This is a genomic window from Bacillus sp. TH17, assembly GCF_016651125.1.
GTDB classification, from domain to species: Bacteria; Bacillota; Bacilli; order Bacillales; family Bacillaceae_G; genus Bacillus_A; species Bacillus_A mycoides.
In genome coordinates this window covers 293,557-316,508 of record NZ_JAEKEN010000001.1, presented here as the reverse complement: position 1 = coordinate 316,508, position 22,952 = coordinate 293,557, and the positions used below count along the sequence as shown (strand labels likewise).

At 34.8% G+C, this 22,952-nt stretch carries 22 protein-coding genes; 9 read left to right on the top strand and 13 right to left on the bottom strand.

Features of this window, described 5'->3' with window-relative positions; genetic code table 11:
- Window positions 1–110 precede the first annotated feature (110 nt).
- Window positions 111–842 (top strand): class I SAM-dependent methyltransferase, encoded by a 732-nt coding sequence (locus tag JFT95_RS01460; protein WP_201051205.1) that lies wholly within the window; start codon window positions 111–113, stop codon window positions 840–842.
- Window positions 843–874: 32 nt separating this feature from the next.
- Here the strand turns inward: JFT95_RS01460 and JFT95_RS01455 are convergent, their stop codons facing one another.
- From JFT95_RS01455 to JFT95_RS01445, 3 genes are read right to left on the bottom strand one after another with little or no spacing between them, the layout of a single operon-like run.
- On the bottom strand, window positions 875–1,696 hold the full coding sequence (locus JFT95_RS01455) for an ABC transporter ATP-binding protein (protein ID WP_002167083.1): 822 nt from the start codon (window positions 1,694–1,696) through the stop codon (window positions 875–877).
- Between the two features lie 12 nt (window positions 1,697–1,708).
- On the bottom strand, window positions 1,709–2,767 hold the full coding sequence (locus JFT95_RS01450; RefSeq protein ID WP_201051203.1) for a FecCD family ABC transporter permease: 1,059 nt from the start codon (window positions 2,765–2,767) through the stop codon (window positions 1,709–1,711).
- The gene (locus JFT95_RS01445; RefSeq protein WP_201051202.1) at window positions 2,764–3,768 is read right to left on the bottom strand and encodes a FecCD family ABC transporter permease; all 1,005 of its coding nucleotides are present in this window, start codon (window positions 3,766–3,768) and stop codon (window positions 2,764–2,766) included. The genes JFT95_RS01450 and JFT95_RS01445 overlap by 4 nt, the downstream gene beginning before the upstream one ends.
- A gap of 172 nt (window positions 3,769–3,940) precedes the next feature.
- Here JFT95_RS01445 and JFT95_RS01440 point away from each other — a divergent pair, with 172 nt between their 5' ends.
- Complete coding sequence (locus JFT95_RS01440; protein ID WP_201051200.1) at window positions 3,941–4,909, top strand: ABC transporter substrate-binding protein; 969 nt, start codon at window positions 3,941–3,943, stop codon at window positions 4,907–4,909.
- A gap of 380 nt (window positions 4,910–5,289) precedes the next feature.
- Entirely contained in the window at window positions 5,290–6,639 is a 1,350-nt protein-coding gene (locus JFT95_RS01435) for a peptide MFS transporter (RefSeq protein ID WP_201051197.1), read from the top strand.
- 42 nt (window positions 6,640–6,681) lie between these two features.
- Here JFT95_RS01435 and JFT95_RS01430 read toward each other — a convergent pair whose 3' ends face one another.
- Both JFT95_RS01430 and JFT95_RS01425 read right to left on the bottom strand, forming a co-directional pair.
- A complete protein-coding gene (locus JFT95_RS01430; RefSeq protein WP_002010492.1) occupies window positions 6,682–6,861 on the bottom strand; it encodes an acid-soluble spore protein H in 180 nt (59 codons plus the stop codon).
- Between the two features lie 207 nt (window positions 6,862–7,068).
- Window positions 7,069–7,356, bottom strand: coding sequence for an ArsR/SmtB family transcription factor (locus tag JFT95_RS01425; RefSeq protein ID WP_001075217.1), 288 nt, complete (start codon window positions 7,354–7,356; stop codon window positions 7,069–7,071).
- Between the two features lie 387 nt (window positions 7,357–7,743).
- Between JFT95_RS01425 and JFT95_RS01420 the strand changes: the two genes are divergently transcribed.
- Entirely contained in the window at window positions 7,744–8,280 is a 537-nt protein-coding gene (locus JFT95_RS01420; RefSeq protein ID WP_307838409.1) for a redoxin domain-containing protein, read from the top strand.
- 203 nt (window positions 8,281–8,483) lie between these two features.
- The gene (locus JFT95_RS01415) at window positions 8,484–10,103 is read left to right on the top strand and encodes a lactate permease LctP family transporter (RefSeq protein WP_201051195.1); all 1,620 of its coding nucleotides are present in this window, start codon (window positions 8,484–8,486) and stop codon (window positions 10,101–10,103) included.
- 37 nt (window positions 10,104–10,140) lie between these two features.
- On the opposite strand, the gene aspA is transcribed toward JFT95_RS01415, so the two are convergent.
- The 3 genes from aspA to gloA2 form a co-directional block, all read right to left on the bottom strand.
- Entirely contained in the window at window positions 10,141–11,574 is a 1,434-nt protein-coding gene (aspA, locus tag JFT95_RS01410; protein ID WP_002029742.1) for an aspartate ammonia-lyase, read from the bottom strand.
- Between the two features lie 181 nt (window positions 11,575–11,755).
- Window positions 11,756–13,054, bottom strand: coding sequence for a hemolysin family protein (locus JFT95_RS01405; RefSeq protein ID WP_201051193.1), 1,299 nt, complete (start codon window positions 13,052–13,054; stop codon window positions 11,756–11,758).
- A 107-nt stretch (window positions 13,055–13,161) separates the two neighbouring features.
- Window positions 13,162–13,548, bottom strand: a complete 387-nt coding sequence (gene gloA2, locus JFT95_RS01400) for an SMU1112c/YaeR family gloxylase I-like metalloprotein (protein WP_001017670.1) — start codon at window positions 13,546–13,548, stop codon at window positions 13,162–13,164.
- A gap of 91 nt (window positions 13,549–13,639) precedes the next feature.
- Here gloA2 and JFT95_RS01395 point away from each other — a divergent pair, with 91 nt between their 5' ends.
- The 3 genes from JFT95_RS01395 to JFT95_RS01385 all read left to right on the top strand — a co-directional run bounded on the left by JFT95_RS01395 (window position 13,640) and on the right by JFT95_RS01385 (window position 17,663).
- A complete protein-coding gene (locus JFT95_RS01395; RefSeq protein WP_000668860.1) occupies window positions 13,640–14,818 on the top strand; it encodes a NupC/NupG family nucleoside CNT transporter in 1,179 nt (392 codons plus the stop codon).
- 332 nt (window positions 14,819–15,150) lie between these two features.
- Window positions 15,151–16,167, top strand: a complete 1,017-nt coding sequence (locus JFT95_RS01390) for an LCP family glycopolymer transferase (RefSeq protein ID WP_090835258.1) — start codon at window positions 15,151–15,153, stop codon at window positions 16,165–16,167.
- Between the two features lie 233 nt (window positions 16,168–16,400).
- Window positions 16,401–17,663 carry a VanW family protein gene (locus JFT95_RS01385; protein ID WP_002010475.1) on the top strand — a complete coding sequence of 421 codons (1,263 nt, stop codon included), beginning with the start codon at window positions 16,401–16,403 and terminating at the stop codon, window positions 17,661–17,663.
- 54 nt (window positions 17,664–17,717) lie between these two features.
- Here the strand turns inward: JFT95_RS01385 and JFT95_RS01380 are convergent, their stop codons facing one another.
- Together JFT95_RS01380 and JFT95_RS01375 are read right to left on the bottom strand one after the other, a co-directional pair.
- Window positions 17,718–17,990 carry a hypothetical protein gene (locus tag JFT95_RS01380; RefSeq protein WP_002091014.1) on the bottom strand — a complete coding sequence of 91 codons (273 nt, stop codon included), beginning with the start codon at window positions 17,988–17,990 and terminating at the stop codon, window positions 17,718–17,720.
- 14 nt (window positions 17,991–18,004) lie between these two features.
- The gene (locus tag JFT95_RS01375) at window positions 18,005–18,523 is read right to left on the bottom strand and encodes an RNase A-like domain-containing lipoprotein (RefSeq protein WP_002125157.1); all 519 of its coding nucleotides are present in this window, start codon (window positions 18,521–18,523) and stop codon (window positions 18,005–18,007) included.
- 399 nt (window positions 18,524–18,922) lie between these two features.
- On the opposite strand from JFT95_RS01375, the gene JFT95_RS01370 reads away from it, so the two are divergent.
- The gene (locus JFT95_RS01370; RefSeq protein WP_201051191.1) at window positions 18,923–19,471 is read left to right on the top strand and encodes a TVP38/TMEM64 family protein; all 549 of its coding nucleotides are present in this window, start codon (window positions 18,923–18,925) and stop codon (window positions 19,469–19,471) included.
- Window positions 19,472–19,534: 63 nt separating this feature from the next.
- On the opposite strand, the gene JFT95_RS01365 is transcribed toward JFT95_RS01370, so the two are convergent.
- The 3 genes from JFT95_RS01365 to JFT95_RS01355 all read right to left on the bottom strand — a co-directional run bounded on the left by JFT95_RS01365 (window position 19,535) and on the right by JFT95_RS01355 (window position 22,805).
- Window positions 19,535–21,235, bottom strand: coding sequence for a M4 family metallopeptidase (locus JFT95_RS01365; protein ID WP_002188261.1), 1,701 nt, complete (start codon window positions 21,233–21,235; stop codon window positions 19,535–19,537).
- 167 nt (window positions 21,236–21,402) lie between these two features.
- The gene (locus tag JFT95_RS01360; RefSeq protein ID WP_000733136.1) at window positions 21,403–21,531 is read right to left on the bottom strand and encodes an NprX family peptide pheromone; all 129 of its coding nucleotides are present in this window, start codon (window positions 21,529–21,531) and stop codon (window positions 21,403–21,405) included.
- 14 nt (window positions 21,532–21,545) lie between these two features.
- Window positions 21,546–22,805, bottom strand: a complete 1,260-nt coding sequence (locus tag JFT95_RS01355) for a tetratricopeptide repeat protein (protein ID WP_201051189.1) — start codon at window positions 22,803–22,805, stop codon at window positions 21,546–21,548.
- Window positions 22,806–22,952: the final 147 nt, after the last annotated feature.

The following is a 22,952-nucleotide window of genomic DNA, read 5'->3' as shown; positions in this document are numbered from 1 at the left end:
GTTTAAAGAAACCGCTTACAATTTTAAATTATAAATGATTCATTACAAGAAATCTATCATTTACTTTTCATATTTGATAGAATTAAAAAAATATTTAGGAGGCTTTTAAAATGGCATTTACTGAATCTGATGTATATAATAACGAATCGTTTTTAGAGCAATATATGCAGCGAAGATATCGAGAAAATAGTCCAAACGAATCCCTTGAAAAACCAGCATTCTTTCAGCTCATTGGCAATGTAACAGGAAAACAAATCCTCGATTTAGGTTGTGGTGATGCTAAATTCGGCGAAGAATTATTAGAACATGGATGCCACTCTTACACTGGTATTGAAGGCTCCGAGCTTATGTATGAAAAAGCTAAAAAACAACTAGAAAATAAAAATGGCACCGTTCATTTTTTAAACCTCAAAGACTACACATACCCTCCTTCTACTTTTGATTTAGTAACATCTAGACTCGCCTTACATTATATTGAACACCTTGATATCATTTTTCAAAATGTGTTTCAAACTTTAAAAACAAACAGAACCTTCACCTTTAGCGTTCAACATCCCGTTATTACCTCTTCATTTGAAAGCTTGCAAACGAGTGGTAAAAGAACTAGTTGGCTCGTCGATGATTATTTCGAAACAGGAAAACGAGTTGAGCCATGGATTGATCAAGAAGTTATTAAATATCACCGGACTACGGAAGAATATTTTACATTATTACAACAAGCCGGATTTACGATTACAAGCTTAAAAGAAGCTACACCAAATCGAAACTGTTTTCAAGATGAAGAAGAATATGAACGACGTTTACGTATTCCCCTTTTTCTATTATTTTCTTGCCAAAAATAAAAAAGACGATGAATCCTCATCGTCTTTTTTCGTTATCTCATCGCCTGAACAGCCTCTTTAAGTACACGTCTTCCTCTTCCATGCGGGATACAGAGCGGTGTCCCAAATAACGGATCAGCGCTTATTTGACACTCCATACGGAATACATCCCGAACTAACTTCTGGTCAATAACTTCTTCTGGTTTACCTTGCGCATATATTTGTTTATCTTGAATAGCTACAATGTTGTCTGCATAACGACATGCCAAATTTAAATCGTGCAATACCATAACAATCGTTCTTTGCTCTGTTTCATTTAATTCGAATAATAAATCTAACACTTCAATTTGGTGCGTCATATCTAAATATGTAGTCGGCTCATCAAGCAAAATAATATCTGTATCTTGTGCAAGGGTCATTGCAATCCAAGCACGTTGACGTTGTCCACCTGAAAGGGCATGAACATCACGTTCAGCAAATTCTGTCATACCCGTTGCAGCAAGCGCTTTTTGTACCATTTCCTCATCTTTTTCGGACCATTGCTTCAGCCATGTTTGATATGGATAACGTCCTTGCTTTACAAGTTGTAATACCGTAAGTCCTTCCGGTGCTTGTGGCCCTTGCGGTAAAATCGCCATTTGACGAGCGATTTGCTTCGTTTGCATACTTTGAATTGCTTGATTATCTAACAAAATGTCACCGGTTGTTGGCTTTAATAATCTAGCTAGTGAACGTAATAAAGTTGATTTCCCACAACCGTTAGAACCGATGAAGATTGTAATTTCCCCTTTTGGAATTTCTAAATTCAGCTCATCAATAATAATCGTTTCACCATACGACAGCGTCAAGCGTTTCGTCTCCAATGCTTTTTGCATATTCATCTCCCTTTATGAATTCCGACTTTTATAAAGTAAATAAATAAAATAAGGTGCACCAATTGCTGATGTAAATACCCCTGCTGGAATTTCAAGTGGTGTGAAAACTGTACGCCCAATTAAATCTGCAGCGAGTACTAGAATTGCACCGATAATCGCCGCAACTGGGAGCAATGCACCGTAGAAAGAGCCAACTAATCTTCGCGAAATATGAGGTGCCATTAAACCAACAAATCCAATTCCTCCTGCAAAGGCAACTGCCCCGCCAATTAAAGCTGTACTAAGTAATAACATGAATACGCGTGACTTCGTTAAAGGAACACCCAGTCCTACCGCAATATCATCCCCTAACTCTTGAGCATTTAAATGTCTAGCCGCTATAAATGATATTACCGTTAAAATAAGAACCCACGGCGCAAGTACCATAACATTTTGCCATGAAGAACCGTAAACAGTACCTGTGATCCATACATTCGCTTGACTTGCTTGATAAATTGGCGCTAACAACATAAATAAAGTTGTTGCTGCTTTCGTTAATGCCCAAAATCCAACACCAATTAAAACAAGACTAATCGGTGATAATCCATCATTTTTCCAGGCAAATAAATATACAAAAAACGCTACAATTGTTGCCCCAGCAAAAGCTGCTAGCGGCATATAATGAATGCTTACTGTTAACGCATTGTTTTTATCACTAAATATAGCTAAAAAGAGTACAACTGCAACACTTGCCCCGCCCGTAATTCCGATGATATCAGGAGAAGCAAGTGGGTTTCGAACGAGCCCTTGTAAAATACAGCCCGCTACCGCAAGCGCAATTCCTACGAGGATAGCAATTAAAATACGCGGCATACGAAATTTATTTACAACCATATTTGACATCGCATCACCATTTCCGGTAATCGCTTGCCATACGTCATAAGGAGCAATTTTCATATCCCCCATACCTGCACTCGCAAAAAATAATCCTATTAAAACAACTAGTAAACTCAATAAGACGAGACAAGCTCGTTTATACATTAAAAACGAGAGCTCGCCTTTTCCAATACGAAACGGAATATACTTCTTCATTTGCTAAGCCCTCTCTTACGTGCAATATAAATAAAGAATGGGGCCCCGATAAATGCTGTCATAACCCCTACTGGTACTTCTTGTGGCATAATGACATATCTTGCTGCTATATCAGCCAAGATTAATAGTATTGCACCTAACAATCCGCTATAGGGTACTCTCCATCTGTGATCTACCCCAACAAGAGCTCTTGCGAAATGAGGAGTAACGATGCCAATAAATCCAATTGGACCAGCAACCGCAACTGAACCACCAGACAACAGTACAATAATAAGTAACACGAATGATTTCATTAAAATCGTTCGTTGTCCGAGCCCCTTTGCGACATCTTCCCCCATCATTAATGTATTTACTTTCCCTGCCATCATAAAAGATGCAATCCAGCCTATTAATAAATACGGGAATACTGATTGTAAAATCTCTAACTTTCTTCCTTGCACAGATCCGGCAAGCCAAAATAACACTTCTTCAAATGCTTTTTCATTTAATACAAGTAACCCTTGTGTTAATGATGAAAATAAAGCGCTTATCGCTACACCTGCTAATGTTAACTTAAGAGGCGTTGTCCCTTCTTTTCCTAAAGAACTAGAGGCAAATACAAGTACTGCTGCAACTGCCGCTCCTAAAAAGGCAATCCATGTGAAAGCTGATAATGATGTCACGGAAAAGAGTACAATTGCTACAACTATAAAGAACGCAGCGCCTGAATTTAATCCAATAAAATCTGGAGAAGCAAGCGGATTCTTTGTTAAAGTTTGCATTAAACAACCCGCAATGGCTAAACTAGCACCAACACTTGCTGCAATTAACGCCCTTGGTAGACGCACATTTTGAATAATAATATGCTCATTTGAACCATTAAAATGGAAAAAAGCATCTACAGCTAATTTCCAGCTCGTATTTGTATATCCGAAAATAATACTTCCCCAAATACAAATAACGACTGCAACGATTCCAACAAATAATCCAATCCATTTTGCTTGATTTGTTTTTAATAACATGCAGCGTTTCCCCTTCAATGTATAATGATACGTTGTAAGTGTATTTCAACTTAATTCTCATTGTCAACGATAATGAGAACTATTTTCAGTAATATATATTGACAATCAAAAGATAAAGGCTTAATATCATGCTTGCTATTGAAAAATATTCTCAACATGTAGGGGGTACATAATGAATTTCATGCAAAAGAAATCGTTTACAGTATTTGTATTTCTACTAGCTTTTTCACTTCTTTTAAGTGCTTGTGGAAAATCAAATAACAAAGAAGAATCAACAAAAGAAGATAATAAAAAAGAAATAATTACCGTTGAACACGCAATGGGTAAAACAGAAGTTCCTGCTAATCCAAAACGTGTAGTTATTTTAACGAATGAAGGAACTGAAGCTTTACTTGAATTAGGTGTGAAACCCGTTGGTGCTGTAAAGTCTTGGACTGGTGATCCGTGGTATCCGCATATTAAGGACAAAATGAAAGATGTAAAAGTTGTTGGCGACGAAGGACAAGTTAACGTTGAAACGATTGCTTCTTTAAAACCAGACTTAATTATCGGTAACAAAATGCGTCACGAAAAAGTGTACGAGCAACTAAAAGCAATCGCACCTACTGTGTTCTCTGAAACATTGCGCGGTGAATGGAAAGATAACTTCACATTTTATGCAAAGGCTTTAAATAAAGAAAAAGAAGGTCAAAAGGTTTTAGCTGATTACGAAAAACGTATGAAAGATTTGAAAGGCCAACTTGGCGATAAAGTAAATCAAGAAATTTCTATGGTACGTTTTATGCCTGGTGATGTTCGTATTTATCATGGCGATACATTCTCTGGTGTTATTTTAAAAGAACTTGGATTTAAACGTCCTGGAGATCAAAACAAAGATGATTTCGCAGAACGTAACGTATCTAAAGAGCGTATTTCGGCAATGGATGGCGATGTATTATTCTACTTCACATTCGATAAAGGCAATGAGAAAAAAGGTTCTGAACTAGAAAAAGAATATATAAACGACCCTCTCTTTAAAAACTTAAATGCAGTAAAGAACGGAAAAGCATACAAAGTTGACGACGTTATTTGGAATACAGCTGGCGGTGTAATGGCTGCTAACTTACTACTAGACGACATTGAAAAACGCTTTGTTAAATAATTTCATTCTAACCAGCTCCCTCTTTTATGGAGCTGTTTTTTTTCATTTCACTGAAGTGTCACATTATTTCATTTTGTATTTTTATTCCCGATATGTTATATTATAAAAGTAAATATAGAATATTTTCTCTATATCAGAATAAATATTCTAATCTAAATTTTCTAATTTATCACTATTTTACTTTATTTTAGAATTCAATTACTACATTTGAAAACGCTTATTATCTTGTTTTCAGGGAAAAATACAATAACGGTTGAAGAAAAATAGATTTTTTCAGAAATTTTCTTGCTATTTCCATATAATTCTATTGACTTCTAAATATTTTGTGAATTGAAATAATTACATAAATATCCGTTATACAGGATTAGGGGGAAACAAACATGGATGCAGCTTTAAAATTAGACAAAGCTGGAGAGCAACAATCACCAAAAAAACATCCACCAGGATTATATTTGTTGTTCTTTACAGAGGCATGGGAAAGATTTAGTTATTACGGAATGCGTGGCTTATTAGTTCTTTATTTAACAACGAGCTTAGTAAGTGGCGGTTTAGGCTTTGATAAAGCAGTTGCTGTACAGATTTACGGTATTTTCACAATGTTAGTATACTTCACACCTATTATTGGTGGTTGGCTAACTGACCATTTCATTACGAAACGACACGCCATTACCATCGGCGGTATCATTATGGCACTTGGTAACTTCGTACTATTTTCAATGAACACGAAAACTGGACTATTTTTAGGATTAGGATTATTAGTTATCGGTAACGGATTCTTCAAACCAAATATTTCGACTTTATTAGGTCAATTATATAGCGACAACGATTCTCGTCGTGATAGTGCCTTCACTATCTTCTATATGGGAATTAACTTAGGAGCTCTTATCGCTCCATTCATTTGCGGTTATTTCACAGATTATAGATACGGTTTCTTAACAGCTTGTATCGGTATGATCATTGGACAGATTGCATTTAACTTATTAGCACCTCGTTACTTAGGATTAGCTGGAACAACTGTTGTCGGTAAAAAATCTAAAGAACAAAATGCAAAACCTATTGAGAAAAAACCTTTAACAACACAAGAGAAAAAGCGTACAACTGCAATTTTAATTTTAACTTGTTTCGTTGTATTCTTCTGGGCAGGATTTGAACAAGCTGGTAGTTCTTTAACACTTTACACAGATAAGTTCGTGGATCGTACAATTGGTGGATTTACAATTCCAACACCTTGGTTCCAATCTGTAAACCCACTATTCATTATCTTACTAGCATTACCAGTTTCTTCATTATGGATTAAACTTTCAAAAACAAAAAATGGTGATTTAAAAATCCCTACAAAAATGGCTTTTGGTATGATTTTACTAGGAATCGGATACTTAGTTTTAACTTTAGCTGTTCTAAAAACTGGTAGCGATGAAGGTAACATTACAATGAAAGCAAACTTACTATTCATTGTATTCACTTACATGTTCCACACAATCGGTGAATTATTCTTATCACCAATCGGATTATCTATGGTAAGTGCAATCGCACCTCTTAAATTAGCATCTTTATTAATGGGTGTATGGTTAGCTGGTACTGGCTTTGCAAACTTATTAGCAGGACAATTAGCTGCTTTCACTCAATCTTTAGGATATTTAGAAGTATTCGCAAGCATCGGTGTTATCGTAATCGTGCTAGGATTAGTACTTCTTATGTTCTCTAAGAAAATTGCACATATGATGGAATAGTAAATAAAAAAGACGCTTCTACAATTAGAAGCGTCTTTTCTATTACATCTCTTCTAAAGCCGTGACATCCACGTGAACGCTCTCTCCTGGGTTGGATACGTCATACACTTGAGCACTACCCTTCTGCTCATCACAGCTCTCAATCCATACGGGGACTCCCTCGTATGTAACATCAATTCTACTTGAAGAAGATAATATCTGTTTCACACGTTTTACATCCATTATATTATTCCTCCTTTAGCTTACAACACTCCTTTCTATCTTTTCATATCCCTTCAGAATATATTCCGTCAATTTAGCACTTCAACCGATAGTTTGTTTCTTTCTAACACGCTAATATATACGCTCTCAAATCTTCCTATTATTAGATCCTTTCCAAATAAAAAAAGACGTATATTTCACACGTCTTCTTTCCATAATATTCAAAAATTAAGAAAATAATGTTTTTACTACTTCACTTACTTTATCGTTATGAATTTGATAGTACACTTCTAACCCGCGTCTCTCAAAGCGTACTACTTTATTTTGTTTTAATTTCGTTAAATGCTGCGAAACAGTTGATTGCGGAATTTCTAATACCTCTTGTAATTGTGTTACATTACATGTTCCACGCTGCATCAGTTCCATTACTAAACGTAGACGAAGTGGATGAGCTAATGCTCTTAACATCTGTACGTCTTCTTCTGAAATACGACAGTCAAATTGGTTTTGGTTCATAAAATTCCCCTCATTTTCATTTTTTATTTTCTCTTTATTTATTTATATATCTGTTCTTATATTTCCTGTTACGACATAACTTTATCAACCTATAATGCTGAGAAAATTTTCCGACTTTTATCAGCACACAGTTCAAGAAAAAATCCCACCTGATTTTGAATATTATACTATATGATACAATAAAAAAGCAAAACAAAGGGCTAGCAATACTTTGCTTACAAACGTTGTTTTATCAGGCTTTTTGTTATATTTTCACCTTACTGAAATGTACAGTAATGATATTGTAAAATATCGTCCATAATTGATAACCTATCGTAAAGTAATTTGACCATATTTAACCACTTTGTTACGATAAAAAGGAAATTTAAGTAAGGAGGATGATGTAATATTAAAAAATGGTTTATTTTTGCGTTAATTAGCATTGCGGTTGGCTGGACCATTATCAATCACTTCCTATACAAAAAAGAAGATATAGCTTCAAAATCAAACATCCCCATTGGAACTGAAGTTGGCAATGCTGCCCTCGATTTCCTTCTGGAAACAACCACTGGTCAAGAAGTTCGTCTTACAGACTATAAAGGAAAAAAAGTAATATTGAATTTTTGGGCAAGCTGGTGTGGTCCATGCAAAATAGAAATGCCTGATATGGAAAAGTTTTATCACGATACTAAAGATATGGGGATTGAAATTGTTGCTGTAAATGCGACAGCTACTGAAAAAGACCCGAATAATGTAAAACAATTTCTTGAAGAAAACAAATATACCTTCCCCGTCCTATTAGATCAGAAAGGCCAGGCAAGTGCCACATATCAAATCATCAGCATTCCAACATCTTTTGTCATCGATACAAACGGTGTCATTCAATATAAGCATGTAGGACCAATGACATATGAAAAAATGAAAGAATATGTAAATAATTTATAGAAGCGTAATCAAATCAATTTGATTACGCTTTTTGTCTACTTTATGAACAAAATGTTACTTTTAATACTATTATGGAATAATTATACTTTTTCACGTTGACAATAGTGTTGAAGGAGAATATACTAAGCATGTAAGTTGATTGTGAATAGTTTCACAAATAATGTGAATTTCTTCACATATAATAGATAGGAGTTGTCATTATTATGAGTACTTGGACACAAATTTATGACCCATTAAACAATATTTGGTTATCTGCACTAATCGCAGCACTCCCAATTTTTTGCTTCATTATTTGTTTAGTGGGATTCAAAATGAAAGGTTACATGGCTGGGCTTTATAGTGTGATCGTCGCTATTATTCTTGCTATATTTGTTTATAAAATGCCCGCAACTGTAGCTGTAGCATCTGCCGGATTCGGTGTTTTATCTGGATTTTATCCAATTTGTACTATCGTTATCGCAGCTATCTTCCTTTACAAATTAACTGTTAAAACAGAACAATTCAATGTCATTCGTGATAGCATTTCAAGTATTACAAATGATCAGCGTTTACAAGTATTATTAATCGCTTATTCTTTCGGTGCTTTCTTAGAAGGCGCAGCTGGTTTCGGTGTTCCAGTTGCTATTACAGCTGCATTACTTGTAGGTATGGGCTTTAATCCATTAAAAGCAGCAGGTATTTGCTTAGTAGCTAATATCGCTGGTGGTGCTATGGGTGCTATGGGTATTCCAGTTACAGTACCTGCACAATTAACTGGGATAGATGCATTAACTGTCGGTCGTCAAGCTGTTTACATTTTGCCATTCATTAGCATTGTTTTACCGTTCTTACTTGTTTCAATGGTAGATGGATTTAAAGGCATTAAAGAAACTTGGCAAGGTATTCTTGTAAGTGGTGTTTCTTTCGCAATTACTCAGTTCCTTGTGACTTACTTCTTAGGCGCTGAACTTACTAATATTTTCGCAGCAGTCGTAAGTATGGTCGCTCTTACATTATTCTTACGTGTTTGGCAACCAAAATCTTCTGCTAAAGAAGAAAAACAAGAAGAAAAAGAATCTCATACATTCAATCAAATTTTATATGCTTGGTCCCCATTCGTATTCTTAACTGCATTTGTAACAATCTTTAATTTAAAACCAATTAAAGCTTTATTTGCTCCGGATGGTCCATTGGCAAACTTAGTATTTAACATTCAATTCCCTGGTCTTCATAATGCGGTTATGAAAACTGCACCAATTACAAAGGCTGATACACCTTTCGCAGCGATTTTCAAACTAGATGTATTCTCTTCTACAACTACTGCGATTGTATTAGCAATCATCGTTTCACTTATCGTCTACCGTGTAAACGGCAAAATGATTAAAGAATTAATGATCGAAACAATAAAAGAACTAAAAGTTCCAGTATATACAATTTGTAGCGTTATCGCTTTAGCTTACGTAGAAAACTACTCTGGTATGTCATCTACACTTGGACTTGCATTCTCTTCTACAGGAAATGCATTCCCAGTTCTTTCTCCAATCTTAGGATGGATTGGCGTATTCATTACAGGTTCAGTCGTATCAAGTGGTTCATTATTCGCACCACTTCAAGCAGTAACTGCCGATCAGTTAAACATCGTACCATCTACTCTCGTTTCATTAAACGTAGTTGGTGGTACAATCGCAAAAATGGTTTCACCACAATCTGTAGCAGTTGCTTGTGCAGCAGTTGGACTAGTTGGTCAAGAATCTGCTCTATTTAAAATAGTAATGAAATATAGTTTAATCTTCTTAGCTATTATTAGCTTACTTCAATTAAACGCTGTATTTAATATCTTCTAAAAAAAGCACCGATCCAAATGGATCGGTGCTTTTTACATTACATTTTTTTAGTCTTTAATAAAGAAGCACCAGCAATTTCAGGATGCGTCATTTCGTATGGATCCAAAATAATATCAAGCTCTTCTGCTGTAAGTACACCATGTTCTAAACATAGCTCCCTAACAGATTTTCCTGTCGCAATTGCTTCACGTGCAATGCGAGAAGCTGCTTCATAACCAATATGAGGATTCACTGCTGTAATAACTCCAACACTTTTTTCAACATATTGCTTAAGCAACTCTTCATTCGCTGTAATTCCCTTTATACAGTATTCACGGAATACACGGAAACCGTTATTCATAATACTGATGGATTGAATTAAATTAAATACTAATACCGGCTCCATTACATTTAACTCTAATTGTCCAGCTTCTGACGCTAAGCAAATTGTATGGTCATTTCCAATTACTTGGAAAGCAACTTGGTTAATTACTTCTGCCATAACTGGATTTACTTTCCCCGGCATAATAGATGAACCTGGTTGACGAGCTGGTAATTGAATTTCCGCCAACCCAACACGTGGACCAGACGCCATAATACGAAGGTCATTTGCAATTTTAGACATATTCATCATACATACTTTTAGTGCTGCAGATACTTCTGTATATGCATCTGTGTTTTGCGTCGCATCAACTAAGTGCTCTGCACCAACAAGAGGGAAACCACTAAAAGTTCGTAAATGCTTCACAACTTGTTCTATATAAGTAGGGTTTGCATTTAATCCCGTACCGACAGCTGTCGCACCCATATTAACTTCGTATAAATGTTGACGAGACTGTTTAATTCTTTTTATATCACGCTCTAGCACTCTGCTATATGCTTCAAATTCTTGCCCAAGGCGAATTGGAACTGCATCTTGCAAATGCGTACGCCCCATTTTAATAACGTGATCAAACTCTTTTGCTTTATCATGAAAAGCAGAGTGAAGTTCTTCCATTGTAACAAGAAGTTCTTCCAGCATCATAAGAGTTGCTATATGAATCCCAGTTGGGAACGCATCATTTGTTGATTGGGCCATGTTCACATGAGTGTTTGGGCTAATTTTCGCATATTCACCTTTTTCGTATCCCATACGTTCTAAGGCTCTATTAGCAATTACTTCATTAGTATTCATATTAATTGAAGTACCTGCTCCGCCTTGAATCGGGTCTACGATAAATTGATCATGGAACTTTCCATCAACAATCTCTTGTGCCGCTTCTGCAATTTCTTGTCCGATATCTTTAGCTAAGTAACCTGTATCTATATTCGCAAGCGCTGCCGCTTTTTTTACAATTGCCATTGCCGTAATGAGTGACGGATGAATGCGGTATCCTGTAATAGGAAAGTTTTCTACGGCACGTAATGTTTGTACACCATAATAAGCTACACTCGGTACTTCCTTTTCACCTAAAAAATCTTTTTCTATACGTATATCCTTCGTTGCTATCATTTTTCATCACCTATACTTTTCATTCTAAATCCTTATCTAAAGAATTCGCCCTATAAAATTCGAGTATCATTAAATGAATTCTTCAGTATCCACTTTCACTATATAGCACCTTTTTTGAAAGCGCAAACATTTATTTTTCTATATATACTTTTTATTAAAGTTTATATAATAGAAAATCCATTCATTCTTCTACTTTCTTTATTTCAACTCGCTTAATTTGATGCATATCCTTTTCAAGAACTTTAAAAGAAAAGCCGTGTTTCTCAATAATATCCCCCTCAGCAACGATCTGTTTTTGTACCATAATCCAACCACCAATTGTATCAACATCATCAGCGACCAAATGTATGCCAAATAAATCATTTACTTCGCTAATAAGCACTTTCCCCTCTACAATTTTACACACTTCACTTATATGTTCTATAGGTGGATGCTCATCTTCATCGTATTCATCTCGGATTTCTCCAACAATTTCTTCTAAAATATCTTCCAATGTAACAATCCCCGCTGTACCACCATATTCATCATATAATACAGCTAATGGAATTCGTTTTCTTTGCATTTGTAATAGCAAATCATGAATAGGTATATTTTCTAACACTTCAATAACTGGTCTTGTATATGGCGTAATCGAGCACCCCTCTTCTCGATTACCATCCATATAACGAATAAATAAATCCTTTACATTAACCATCCCAATAATTTCATCTTTATCTTCACCAAATACGGGATATCTCGTGTACTTTTCTTGTGCGATTATTTTAATATGTGTTTCAAATGGTTCGTCCTCATATAAACCTACAACTTCCGTACGAGGTACCATAATTTCCTTTGCGACTCTATTATCGAATTCAAAAATATTATTTACATATTTAAATTCCCTTTGATTAATCTCTCCACTCTCATAACTCTCAGATAAGATTAATCGTAATTCTTCCTCCGAATGAGCTACTTCATGTTCAGAAGCCGGATGTAATCCGAATAACCCTGTTACAAGCCTTGCAGAACCATTTAAAGCCCAAATAAACGGATACATTACTCGGTAAAAGTAAATAATTGGCTTCGATAATAATAAACTAACTTGCTCTGCCCTTTGTATAGCGAGCGTCTTCGGAGCAAGTTCACCAATGACAACATGTAAAAACGTAATAACTGCAAAGGCAATAATAAATGAAACTGTACTTGCAATTGCAGGAGATAAGTGTAGTTTTAAAAAAAACGGCTCGAGTATATGTTTTATAGTGGGCTCTCCTAACCACCCAAGCCCTAAAGCAGTAATTGTAATACCTAACTGACATGCTGATAAATACTCATCTAAATTCGAAGTTACTTTTTTAGCTGCCAATGCTCCTCGCCGTTTTTCACTAACGAGTTGATCAATACGACTGCTACGCACCTTAATAATTGCAAACTCAACAGCCACAAAAAATGCTGTTAACGCAATAAGGATGGCTACCATCAGTAATTTTAAAATATCCACATATGTCCTTTAGCTTTCTTAGCTAAAGTTACACCTCCTTTAAAAAAGAAGTTTCACTTTAGTTTCTTCATTTATTTGAAAGCAACCCTATATAAAATTCACCAATTTCAAGCCTCATACAATTCTAAAGGCAAGCCATCAGGATCTTGGAAAAAGACAAATTTTTTATCCGTAATTTCATCCATACGTATCGCTTCAGTCTCCACACCGCATTGTTTTAAATGGTTTACAGCTTCTTCTATATTTGTAACAGCAAATGCTAAATGTCTAAGTCCAGCTGCTTCTGGAAAACTTGGGCGCTCAGGTGGACTAGGAAATGAAAATAATTCAATTTGATACTCTTCCCCTACACATAAATCTAACTTATAAGAATCTCGTTCTTTTCTATATACTTCATTTATCGCTTTAAAACCTAATATCCGAGTATAAAAATCCTTTGACAGTTCATAATTCGAACAAATAATTGCAACGTGGTGCACTCTACATATATTCATGCTTTCTCTATTCCTTTCTTTACCAAAGATGCATATTCTCCCTTGAAATGAAAAACATATATAGCAGAATATCTCTTTTAGGGGGCTTACTATGAAATTTATTACTTTTTTCGTGGGACTTATCGTTGTTTTCTTCCTTGCTTATATTGCTAGCAACAATAAGAAACATATTAAATTTAAACCAATTTTTATCATGCTTATTATACAATTAATTTTAACCTATTTATTATTAAATACAGAAATTGGTCTCATACTTATTACGGTAATTTCTAGCCTGTTTACGAGGCTACTTGAGTATGCTGCCAGTGGTATAAACTTTGTATTTGGCGGTCTTGCAAATAAAGGGGAAATGCCATTTTTCCTTAACGTACTATTACCGATTGTCTTTATCTCCGTCTTAATTGGTATATTACAACATTTCAAAATACTACCATTCTTTATTCGTTGGATTGGTTTCTTTCTTAGTAAAATAAACGGTCTTGGGAAATTAGAATCTTACAACGCCATCGCTTCCGCTATTGTCGGCCAATCAGAAGTTTTTATTACGGTTAAAAAACAATTAGCCCAAATTCCAAAACATCGACTATATACACTTTGCGCCTCTGCTATGTCAACAGTATCTATGTCCATTGTCGGTGCCTATATGACAATGATTGAACCAAAATATGTAGTAACCGCACTCGTTCTCAATTTATTTAGTGGTTTTATTATCGTACTCATTATTAACCCTTACGACGTTAACGATGATGAAGACATTTTGGTAATAAAAGGGGAAAAACAAAGTTTCTTTGAAATGCTTGGAGAATACATTCTTGATGGTTTTCGTGTAGCAATTGTCGTCGGTGCTATGCTCATTGGATTCGTCGCATTAATGAGTTGCATTAATGACCTATTCCTCATTATATTCGGCATTACTTTCCAACAATTAATAGGCTATGTATTCGCCCCTATTGCATTTCTTATCGGCGTACCAAGTTCTGAAATTGTCACAGCGGGTAGCATTATGGCAACAAAGCTTGTAACAAATGAATTTGTAGCAATGATGGATCTTAGTAAAATTTCCAGCACTCTCTCTATCCGTACAGTTGGTATTATTTCTGTCTTCCTCGTTTCTTTTGCCAACTTTTCTTCCATTGGAATTATTTCCGGTGCGGTAAAAGGGTTAAACGAAGAACAAGGAAATGTTGTTGCCCGCTTCGGCCTAAAATTACTATACGGCGCTACTCTTGTTAGTATTTTATCTGCGATTATTGTAAGTATTATGCTTTAATTAGGTAAAATTTTATCATTTTCTTATCCCTGTCTTTTGTATACAATAACGAATAGATGTCTTATAAAGTGAAACTTTAATCAGAGGGGGCTATCCCCCACTGATTATTAGCCCTCACCAATCGGGCATTTACGGGCAGTTATCTCCCACCTAACTTCCTTGCATTCGCTGGACTTTGAGGTGGGAGTTTTACTGCCCGTTAATGCGGGATAAATAATCAATACATCTATTTTTTATACATGTACAATACCTTTTATTTAGCGTAAAATATTTTTTATGTGTTTTAATACGCTTCTAGATGTATACACTTTGATTGTTTTAAAGGAGAAAAAATGATGAAATCCGACATTAACAACGAAACTCGAGCCAAAAAAGGACGCTCAAAGAAAAAGCGCCTACTTTGGTTCATTCTTATTCCCTTACTTATTGTAGCAATGGGAGCAGGAGGCTATTCCTTCCATATATACAGTAAAGCAAAATCCGTCTTAAGCAACGCTTATTCTGAACTCGGCCGAGGAGATAAATCCAGCAAACGTGAAAAAGCTGTTAAACCTATGACTGATAATATTTCTGTCCTGATCATGGGTGTTGATGAAAGTGATATCAGGGAAAAAGGTTACGGAAAAGCGACTCGTACAGATGCATTACTACTTGCAACAATTAATAAAAATGATAAATCTGTTAAACTAGTCAGCATTCCACGTGATTCACGCGTCTTCATTAAATCACGTGATAAATATGATAAAATTACACATGCACATGTATTTGGTGGTGTAGACAGCACAATTGATACAGTAGAAAAATTTTTAGATGTACCAGTTGATTACTATGTAAAATTCAATTTCAAATCCTTTATCAAGATTGTTGATTCTCTAGGTGGTATAACTGTCAACGTTCCAGTTGAGTTCACAGAACAAAATAGTAGCGACGAAGCAGATGCAATTCACCTAAAAAAAGGGCGTCAACATTTAAATGGAGAAGAAGCACTTGCACTAGCTAGAACGCGTCATATTGATAGTGATTATATGCGTGGTCAACGACAACAACTTGTTTTAGAGGCTATTGCTGAAAAAGCCCTATCTCTCAATTCCATTAATAAAATCGGAAGCCTATTAGATGCTGTCGATACAGACTTAAAAACAAATTTAACTTTTGATGATATGATGACTATTGCAAAAAATTCAATGGATTCAAATTTAAAAATGGATAAATTGCAAGTGGAAGGTACTGATAAATATATAGGTGGTATTTATTATTACGTTCCAAACGAAAAGAGTGTTAATGATATATCGACAACACTTCAAGAACATCTCGGTGTTACGAATAAAAATGAGCATAAAAAATTATAATAAAAAGGCTGCTAGATTTTTCTAAGCAGCCTTTTTATTATAATTTTCAACATATTCCTCATGCATATTGTGACAAAAAGAGACAATTATTACAGCAGTGTAACATTTTTTATGAAAACATTACACACGTAGTGAAAATAATAGTATACTAGGACGTACATAATGTTATTTTCATCATTTTTATACAAAAAATGTAATACATATATTTATAAAAATTTTTCTGGGGGAAATAAATGAAGCTAAGCAAAATACTGATTGGTTCCGCTATTGCTGGTGGCATATTACTTTGTGTTGGTGGTATTGGTGGATATCAATATGTATCCAAATTAAATAATCAACTAAATACAACTGCACTACCAAACACTACATTTGAAGGTATTTCTCTTGATGGAAAAAATAAAGCAGATATTCAAGCCCTTGTTAATCAAAAGATGAATGAATTAAATCAAAAATCTCTTAACTACGTATTCCAAAATGATAAGCAAAATTACACGTGGAAAGATTTAGGAGTAGATTATAAAGAGAAGGATATTGTCGACAATATCTTTAAAGAACAAGAAGGGAACGTAATGAATCGTTACAACATGCGTAAGCAAGCTGAAAACGGTGAAGTAAAACGTGACTATAAATTAACACCACAATTAAATACAACAACTTATGAAACCTTTATAAAGGATAAATATAATGAAACATTAAAAAATCCTGTCAACGCCGAATTAAGTGTTGAAGGCTCTACAGTAAATATTAGCCAAAGTCAAAATGGAGAAAAAATTGATAAAGGAAAATTAACCGATTTAACAAGCGCAGCTATTACTTCTGGCACACCCGATGTTGTATTACCAGTTACACTAATAAAACCTGAACGTTCTACAGAAGATATACAACAAATGGGGATTAAAGAAGTGATTGCTGAATATTCTACCCCAATGGCTGGCCGTAATGGAAATCAATCCTATAACGTAAATAAGTCAGCTAATACGTTAAGTGGAGTTATTGTAGCACCTGATGAAACGTTTAGTTTTAATGGCCGTGTTGGCGTAACTGATGCTGCACATGGTTATAAATCCGCAGCAGTATATTCACAAGGTAAAGTTATACAAAGTGCAGGTGGAGGCGTTTGCCAAGTAAGTAGTACTTTATACAGCGCAGCTTTAAGGGCAGATTTAGGAATTGTTTCTCGAAGCAATCATTCTATGCCCGTAAATTATTTACCACTCGGGCAGGATGCAGCAGTGGCAGATTATGGTCCGGATTTAAAATTTAAAAACAATACAGGTAAGCATATTTACATTCAAGCATTTTCAAATGGCGGTAGTATTACTACACGTATTTTCGGTACAAATACTGGTAAAAATGTTGAAGTTTCTTCTCAAGTAATTAGTAATACTGGTGATAAAATAACAGCGGTTACGTATAAAAAAGTAACACAAAACGGTGAAGTACTCTCAAATGGACAAATTTCAAAAAGCGTATATAAAAGTGCCCCAAAACAATGAGATAATATCAAACGGACAAATTTCAAAAAGCGTATACAAAAAGGCGTGATCTACTCACGCCTTTTTCTTTTGCAATAATAGTAAAAAAATTTCCAGATGATCTTTCGTTTCTTCTAAAGACCACACACGATTGCCTTGCTTCGCAGCTAATACGCACGCTTCTTCCCACGCGTTCTTTTTCTTCATATTTACTAATTCATCGCGTAATTTCAAAACAATCTCTTCGTCCTCTTGCTCTATAAACTCTTCCATCACGCTTACTATTTCATCCTCATGAATACTTAACGTACAGTACGATTTAAGAAAGTATTGTAATGTTGGATACATATATACTCCCCCCTTTATTTATCTGATGGATAAGAAGTAATAATCTTAAATCCTAGATTTCCTGATTTATCTCTCGCTAAAACAGTAACAGTCTTTACTAGTTTGTCTTTTACATTCATATTTTTCTTTATTACTGTTTTTCCAACTGGGAATGAATGAGTTGTATTCAATACAAGACGAGCCTCTTTAGAGTTTTTCAACCAATCCTGAATTTCTTTATCATGTTGTTTTAAACTATCTTTCACAGCCTTTGTCGCTGTTTCCTTATCATAGTATGTACTTGCCGCTGAAACTTTATCTGTCTTCAAACGATTCTTCAAATCCTCTTCTGATTTGCCTACATGCCTTTCAATCGTATGACCATTTTTAGGTGGCCCTTCCATTTCATCTAAAATATTATCACTAATTTTTTCTACTGATGTAGAATGATCCTCTTTTGGTTTTTCTGTTTTTTGTTCTTTTCCTGCACATCCACTTAAAATCAGCATTAGTGCCAATAAACTACTCAAGAAAAGACTACTTAATCGTTTCATCGTATCACCTCTTCCATGATTATTATCGTAACTCCACTAAAAGTCAATTTCACAAAGAAAAAATGTATACAGTTTTAAAATCCTCATTCATTTTGCTATATTTTCCACCCCCCTTTCATCAAATCACTGTTTTTCGCCCTTTTTAAAATATACCCCCATGTTTTTATAATTATTTCCCAGATTAAAACACCAATCGAAATACTCCACAAACCCTTTAAATACAGGATTTACGGAGTGTTTTTTAAACAAACTAAATATACCCCTACTTTCATATACCCAATACCTATATAAGGTATACAAATCCCTTCCTATCAACAGTTTCCTACATTATGTAAATTTGCACTTGCCTACACAATAGAAATATGGTGTAATGCAAAAAAAGATAAAGGATTTTAAACAATGGCTGAAACAATTCAAAACTTCTTAACAGACTATTATTCAATCGCAATTCCACTTAGTATCTTAATTAACATCATCATCAGTCTTTTAGGTTTTATCCCTAGTATTTTTTTGACCGCTATTAATATACAACTCTTCGGTGTAACAAACGGAACCATTATTTCGATCGCAGGTGAGGCATTAGGGGCTATTATCTCGTTTTATATTTATCGTATAGGCCTTCAGAAATTCACTCACAACAAAGTAAATACGTATCCAAAGGTAGAACGCCTACTTTATGTAGAAGGTAGAGGGGCCTTTCTACTCGTTCTATCGTTTCGATTCATACCTTTCATCCCATCAAGTATCGTTACTTTATTTGCAGCTCTAGGCAAAATGTCATTACTCTCTTTCAGTATTGCCAGCACAATAGGGAAAATACCGGCTTTATTGATTGAAGTATATTCTGCATATCATGTCATTAACGGAACAAATGAAGCGAAATGGATTATTACAATCGCAGGTTGTGTTGGATTATTTTATTTGTGGAAAAAATGGAGAAAAAAATAAAGAAGGAGCCTATGCTCCTTCTTTATTTTTGAGGTATTTTATTAATAACTATCCCTTAAAGCCTTAGTTTACACCAACAGCACTAAATGATTGCTTAACTGCTGCTACTTCTGCAGAGCTAGCACCATATAAATCAGCTGCAGCTTGTACTGCACCAGCACGTGCTTGACTAAATGTAGTAGATTGCGTGAAATACTGTGTATTTGCACGGTAGTAAATCGCACCTAATTTATCTTTACCGATACCAGTTACAGTTACACCAGAATGCGTACCACCATTTGCTAATAAATAAGCTTGTTTGTTAATAATACCACTGTTTGTATGAACGCCACCGTTATCACTTGAACCAGTGTAACGCTTAGAATAATGGTCTGGGTCACCATATTTCGCTGGATCACTCATAGAACGAAGTGCATCTCCCGCCTTACCAGGTGTATAAATATCTTCACCAATCTCCCAATCTGGGTTACGGTTATCATAGAATTCTACTAAAGTACCAAAAATATCAGAAATTGCTTCATTTAACGCTCCTGATTCATTTTGATAAATTAAATCCGAGCTATTTTCCGTAACAGCATGTGTTAATTCATGGCCAATTACATCAATGCCACCAGATAATGAAGTGAATGTTACACCATCACCATCTCCGTATACCATTTGTGAGCCGTTCCAGAATGCATTATTATACTTACTTCCGTAATGAACTGTTGATTTTAATGGTGCTCCTGCATCATTAATAGAGTTTCTGTTAAATGTAGCTTTATAGTAATCATATGTTTTACCTGCATAGTAATGAGCATCTACTGCCGCTGCATCATACGCTGCATTGAAAACATTATCTGCATCTGCCCATAATGTTCCTGGTAATGTTGAGCGGTTTTTCGCATCATATGTGAAAATTGTTGCTCCGCGCGTATTATCTTGTAGATAGTAAGACGATCCAGATAACGTTGTATTAAGCGATTTCGTATCTCCTAATACACCTTTACCGGTTCCAACTTTATTCGTCCCTGTTACAGGCTTTACAACCGCTTTCGCTTCCTGTTTAGGAGCATCTTGCTTAACTGGTGACTTATCATCATTCGTTACATGATCAAGTTTATTATATTTATTTAACACTTTACCGCTTTCCGCTTCAATGAAATAGTAATAGTTTCCTGGATTTGGCTCTAAGAAGTTTAAATTCACAACGTATGCATATGTCGTTTCTTCACCATTTTGATATACATATAAATCCGCTTTTGGATCCACTTCGTATTTAGGTGTTACTCCTAAATCTTGTTGCGCAATTTCAATTGCTTTTGCGCCTTCAATCTTATTTTTGTTTTTTAACTTTTCCTTCTTGTCTAAATCAGGCGCAACTGTTCCAGACAATACTTTTAAAGAACCATCTTTACTTACGTGAGCTACTTGAGTAGACCCCCATACAGGTACTCCCTCGTAAACTTGTTGCATACGTACTACTGTTGAATCAGTTACAGCATCTTTTTTCACTTGTTTCACTTTGAAAGAATCTTGTGCACTCTTTTCCCCTAGCTTATAATCACCTTTTGCTGCGTTTAAGTAATCAAACACCACAGATTCCGCTTTCTTACCAGTCGCTCCAGTTAGATCACCAGAAATAAACTCAGGTGACTGTACCGTCTCATTGTACTTCTTAGTAGAGAGTACATTTTTAGAATCCGCAAATGCAGAGCCTGTCCCTCCGAACGTAGTAACTGCCATTCCTGCCGCTAACACTAACGCTAAACTCTTCTTTTTCATCTAACATTCCCCCTAATAAAAAATTTTTGAAAAAGAGTAGTTTCATATTATCATTATGTTTCCACTATTAATATACTAAAAATTCAATTAATTTCTTTCTCAAGTGTTGTAGAATTTTGAGGAACAAATATTGAAAAAAAACCCTTTCCGTTGGGAAAGGGTTTTTTTTATAAATTAATTTGTTCAACTGTTTTAGCTTCTTGCCCTAGAGTATCCGGCTTCCAAGCATACTGAATATCCAATACTACAGCTGCAATTGCCATAACCACAAATGTTCCTGCAATTAACTTTTTCATACTATCCCTCCTCTTTACTCTTCTAATAAAGTAATCGCTAATTTATAATAGCGATTACTTTCTTTAAAATCTGAGCATTCTTCTAAGTATTCAGCTAGTTCTAAGTATACTTTCTTTAAATCTTTTATATTTTCCTCTGTTTTAAAGAAAGGAACTACTTCTGTTTCTAGAAATTTTTTATAGAGGTCTCTTTCTTCAAAATATTTATATCTTAAATTTAACAATAAATATAACATCCCTTTGTATCTATCATCTTTCCTTGCAGCAAGGATACCTTTTTCAATCCATTCAGCCGCTTCCTCAAGTTCTCCTAATTGAATACACTGTAATGAGAGCTCATACATGGCATCAATATAATTCATATCCTCTTCTTTTTTATACTTTAAGCATTCTATATAATACTCTTTCGCCTTGGCATAATTTTTTTGTCGGTAGTACAGATAACCAATATTATTTAAAGCAATAGAAAGAATATTATCTTTATCAGCAAAAGAAGTTGCTTCTCTTATGATATGATTATAGATTTCCATAGCTTCATTATATTGTTTTTTTCTAGTATAACTAAACGCAATTAAAAACTTACAATTAATTATATTTCTAAATTTATATTCACTTTTAAAACCTTCTAATGCCACATTAGCAAAATATAATGTCATATGGTCTATTTCCATCTGACTATATGTCAATGCCAAATTATAATATATTCCTGTTTCATAATATCCTAACTCTTTCGCCATCGATTCCGTCTTTAACAGATATTCTAATGCCTGCGTATATTTGTACTGCACAGAATATAATAATGCCTTATTATACGTATATAACATCTTCTGAAAAGGCGAGTATTTCTTATACACTTTCTTCAATCCGTCCAATTCTTCTTCAACAGCAGGGAGATCCCGCTTCATCATTAAATAACGTGTATACAGCAGTTTATAATAATTTATAATTTCAAAATCCAACACATGCTTCATTTCACCTTGCAACTCTTCGTATATGCGCTCTACTTGTTGCTTGTCCAAATGAACTAATGCATTCAACCACTCGTCCAACTTCACTTTCAAATCTTCTTCTACATCTCTCAAATCCGTCACAGCAATTTCTAGTCTTGTGCAGAGCAATTGTAGAATTTCTTCTGATGCTTCAATCTTTCCATTTTCGATCTTGCTTAAGTATGAGACAGAACAAATGCCCTGACATAATTCTTCTTGTGTCATTTTTTGCTGTAGCCGTTTATAAAAAACTTGCTTGCCTATTTTTTCTAATGTTTGTTGCATTGTCCTCCTCCATTCTCATTACCCCCACTACTCTAATAATACATAAAATCTAGAGAAATATAAATTGATAAATGTAAATTTTCTAAAAAATATGCATTATTTCATTTTTTTCTCTCTTGACTTCAATCCCCTATTACTTCTTTGCTA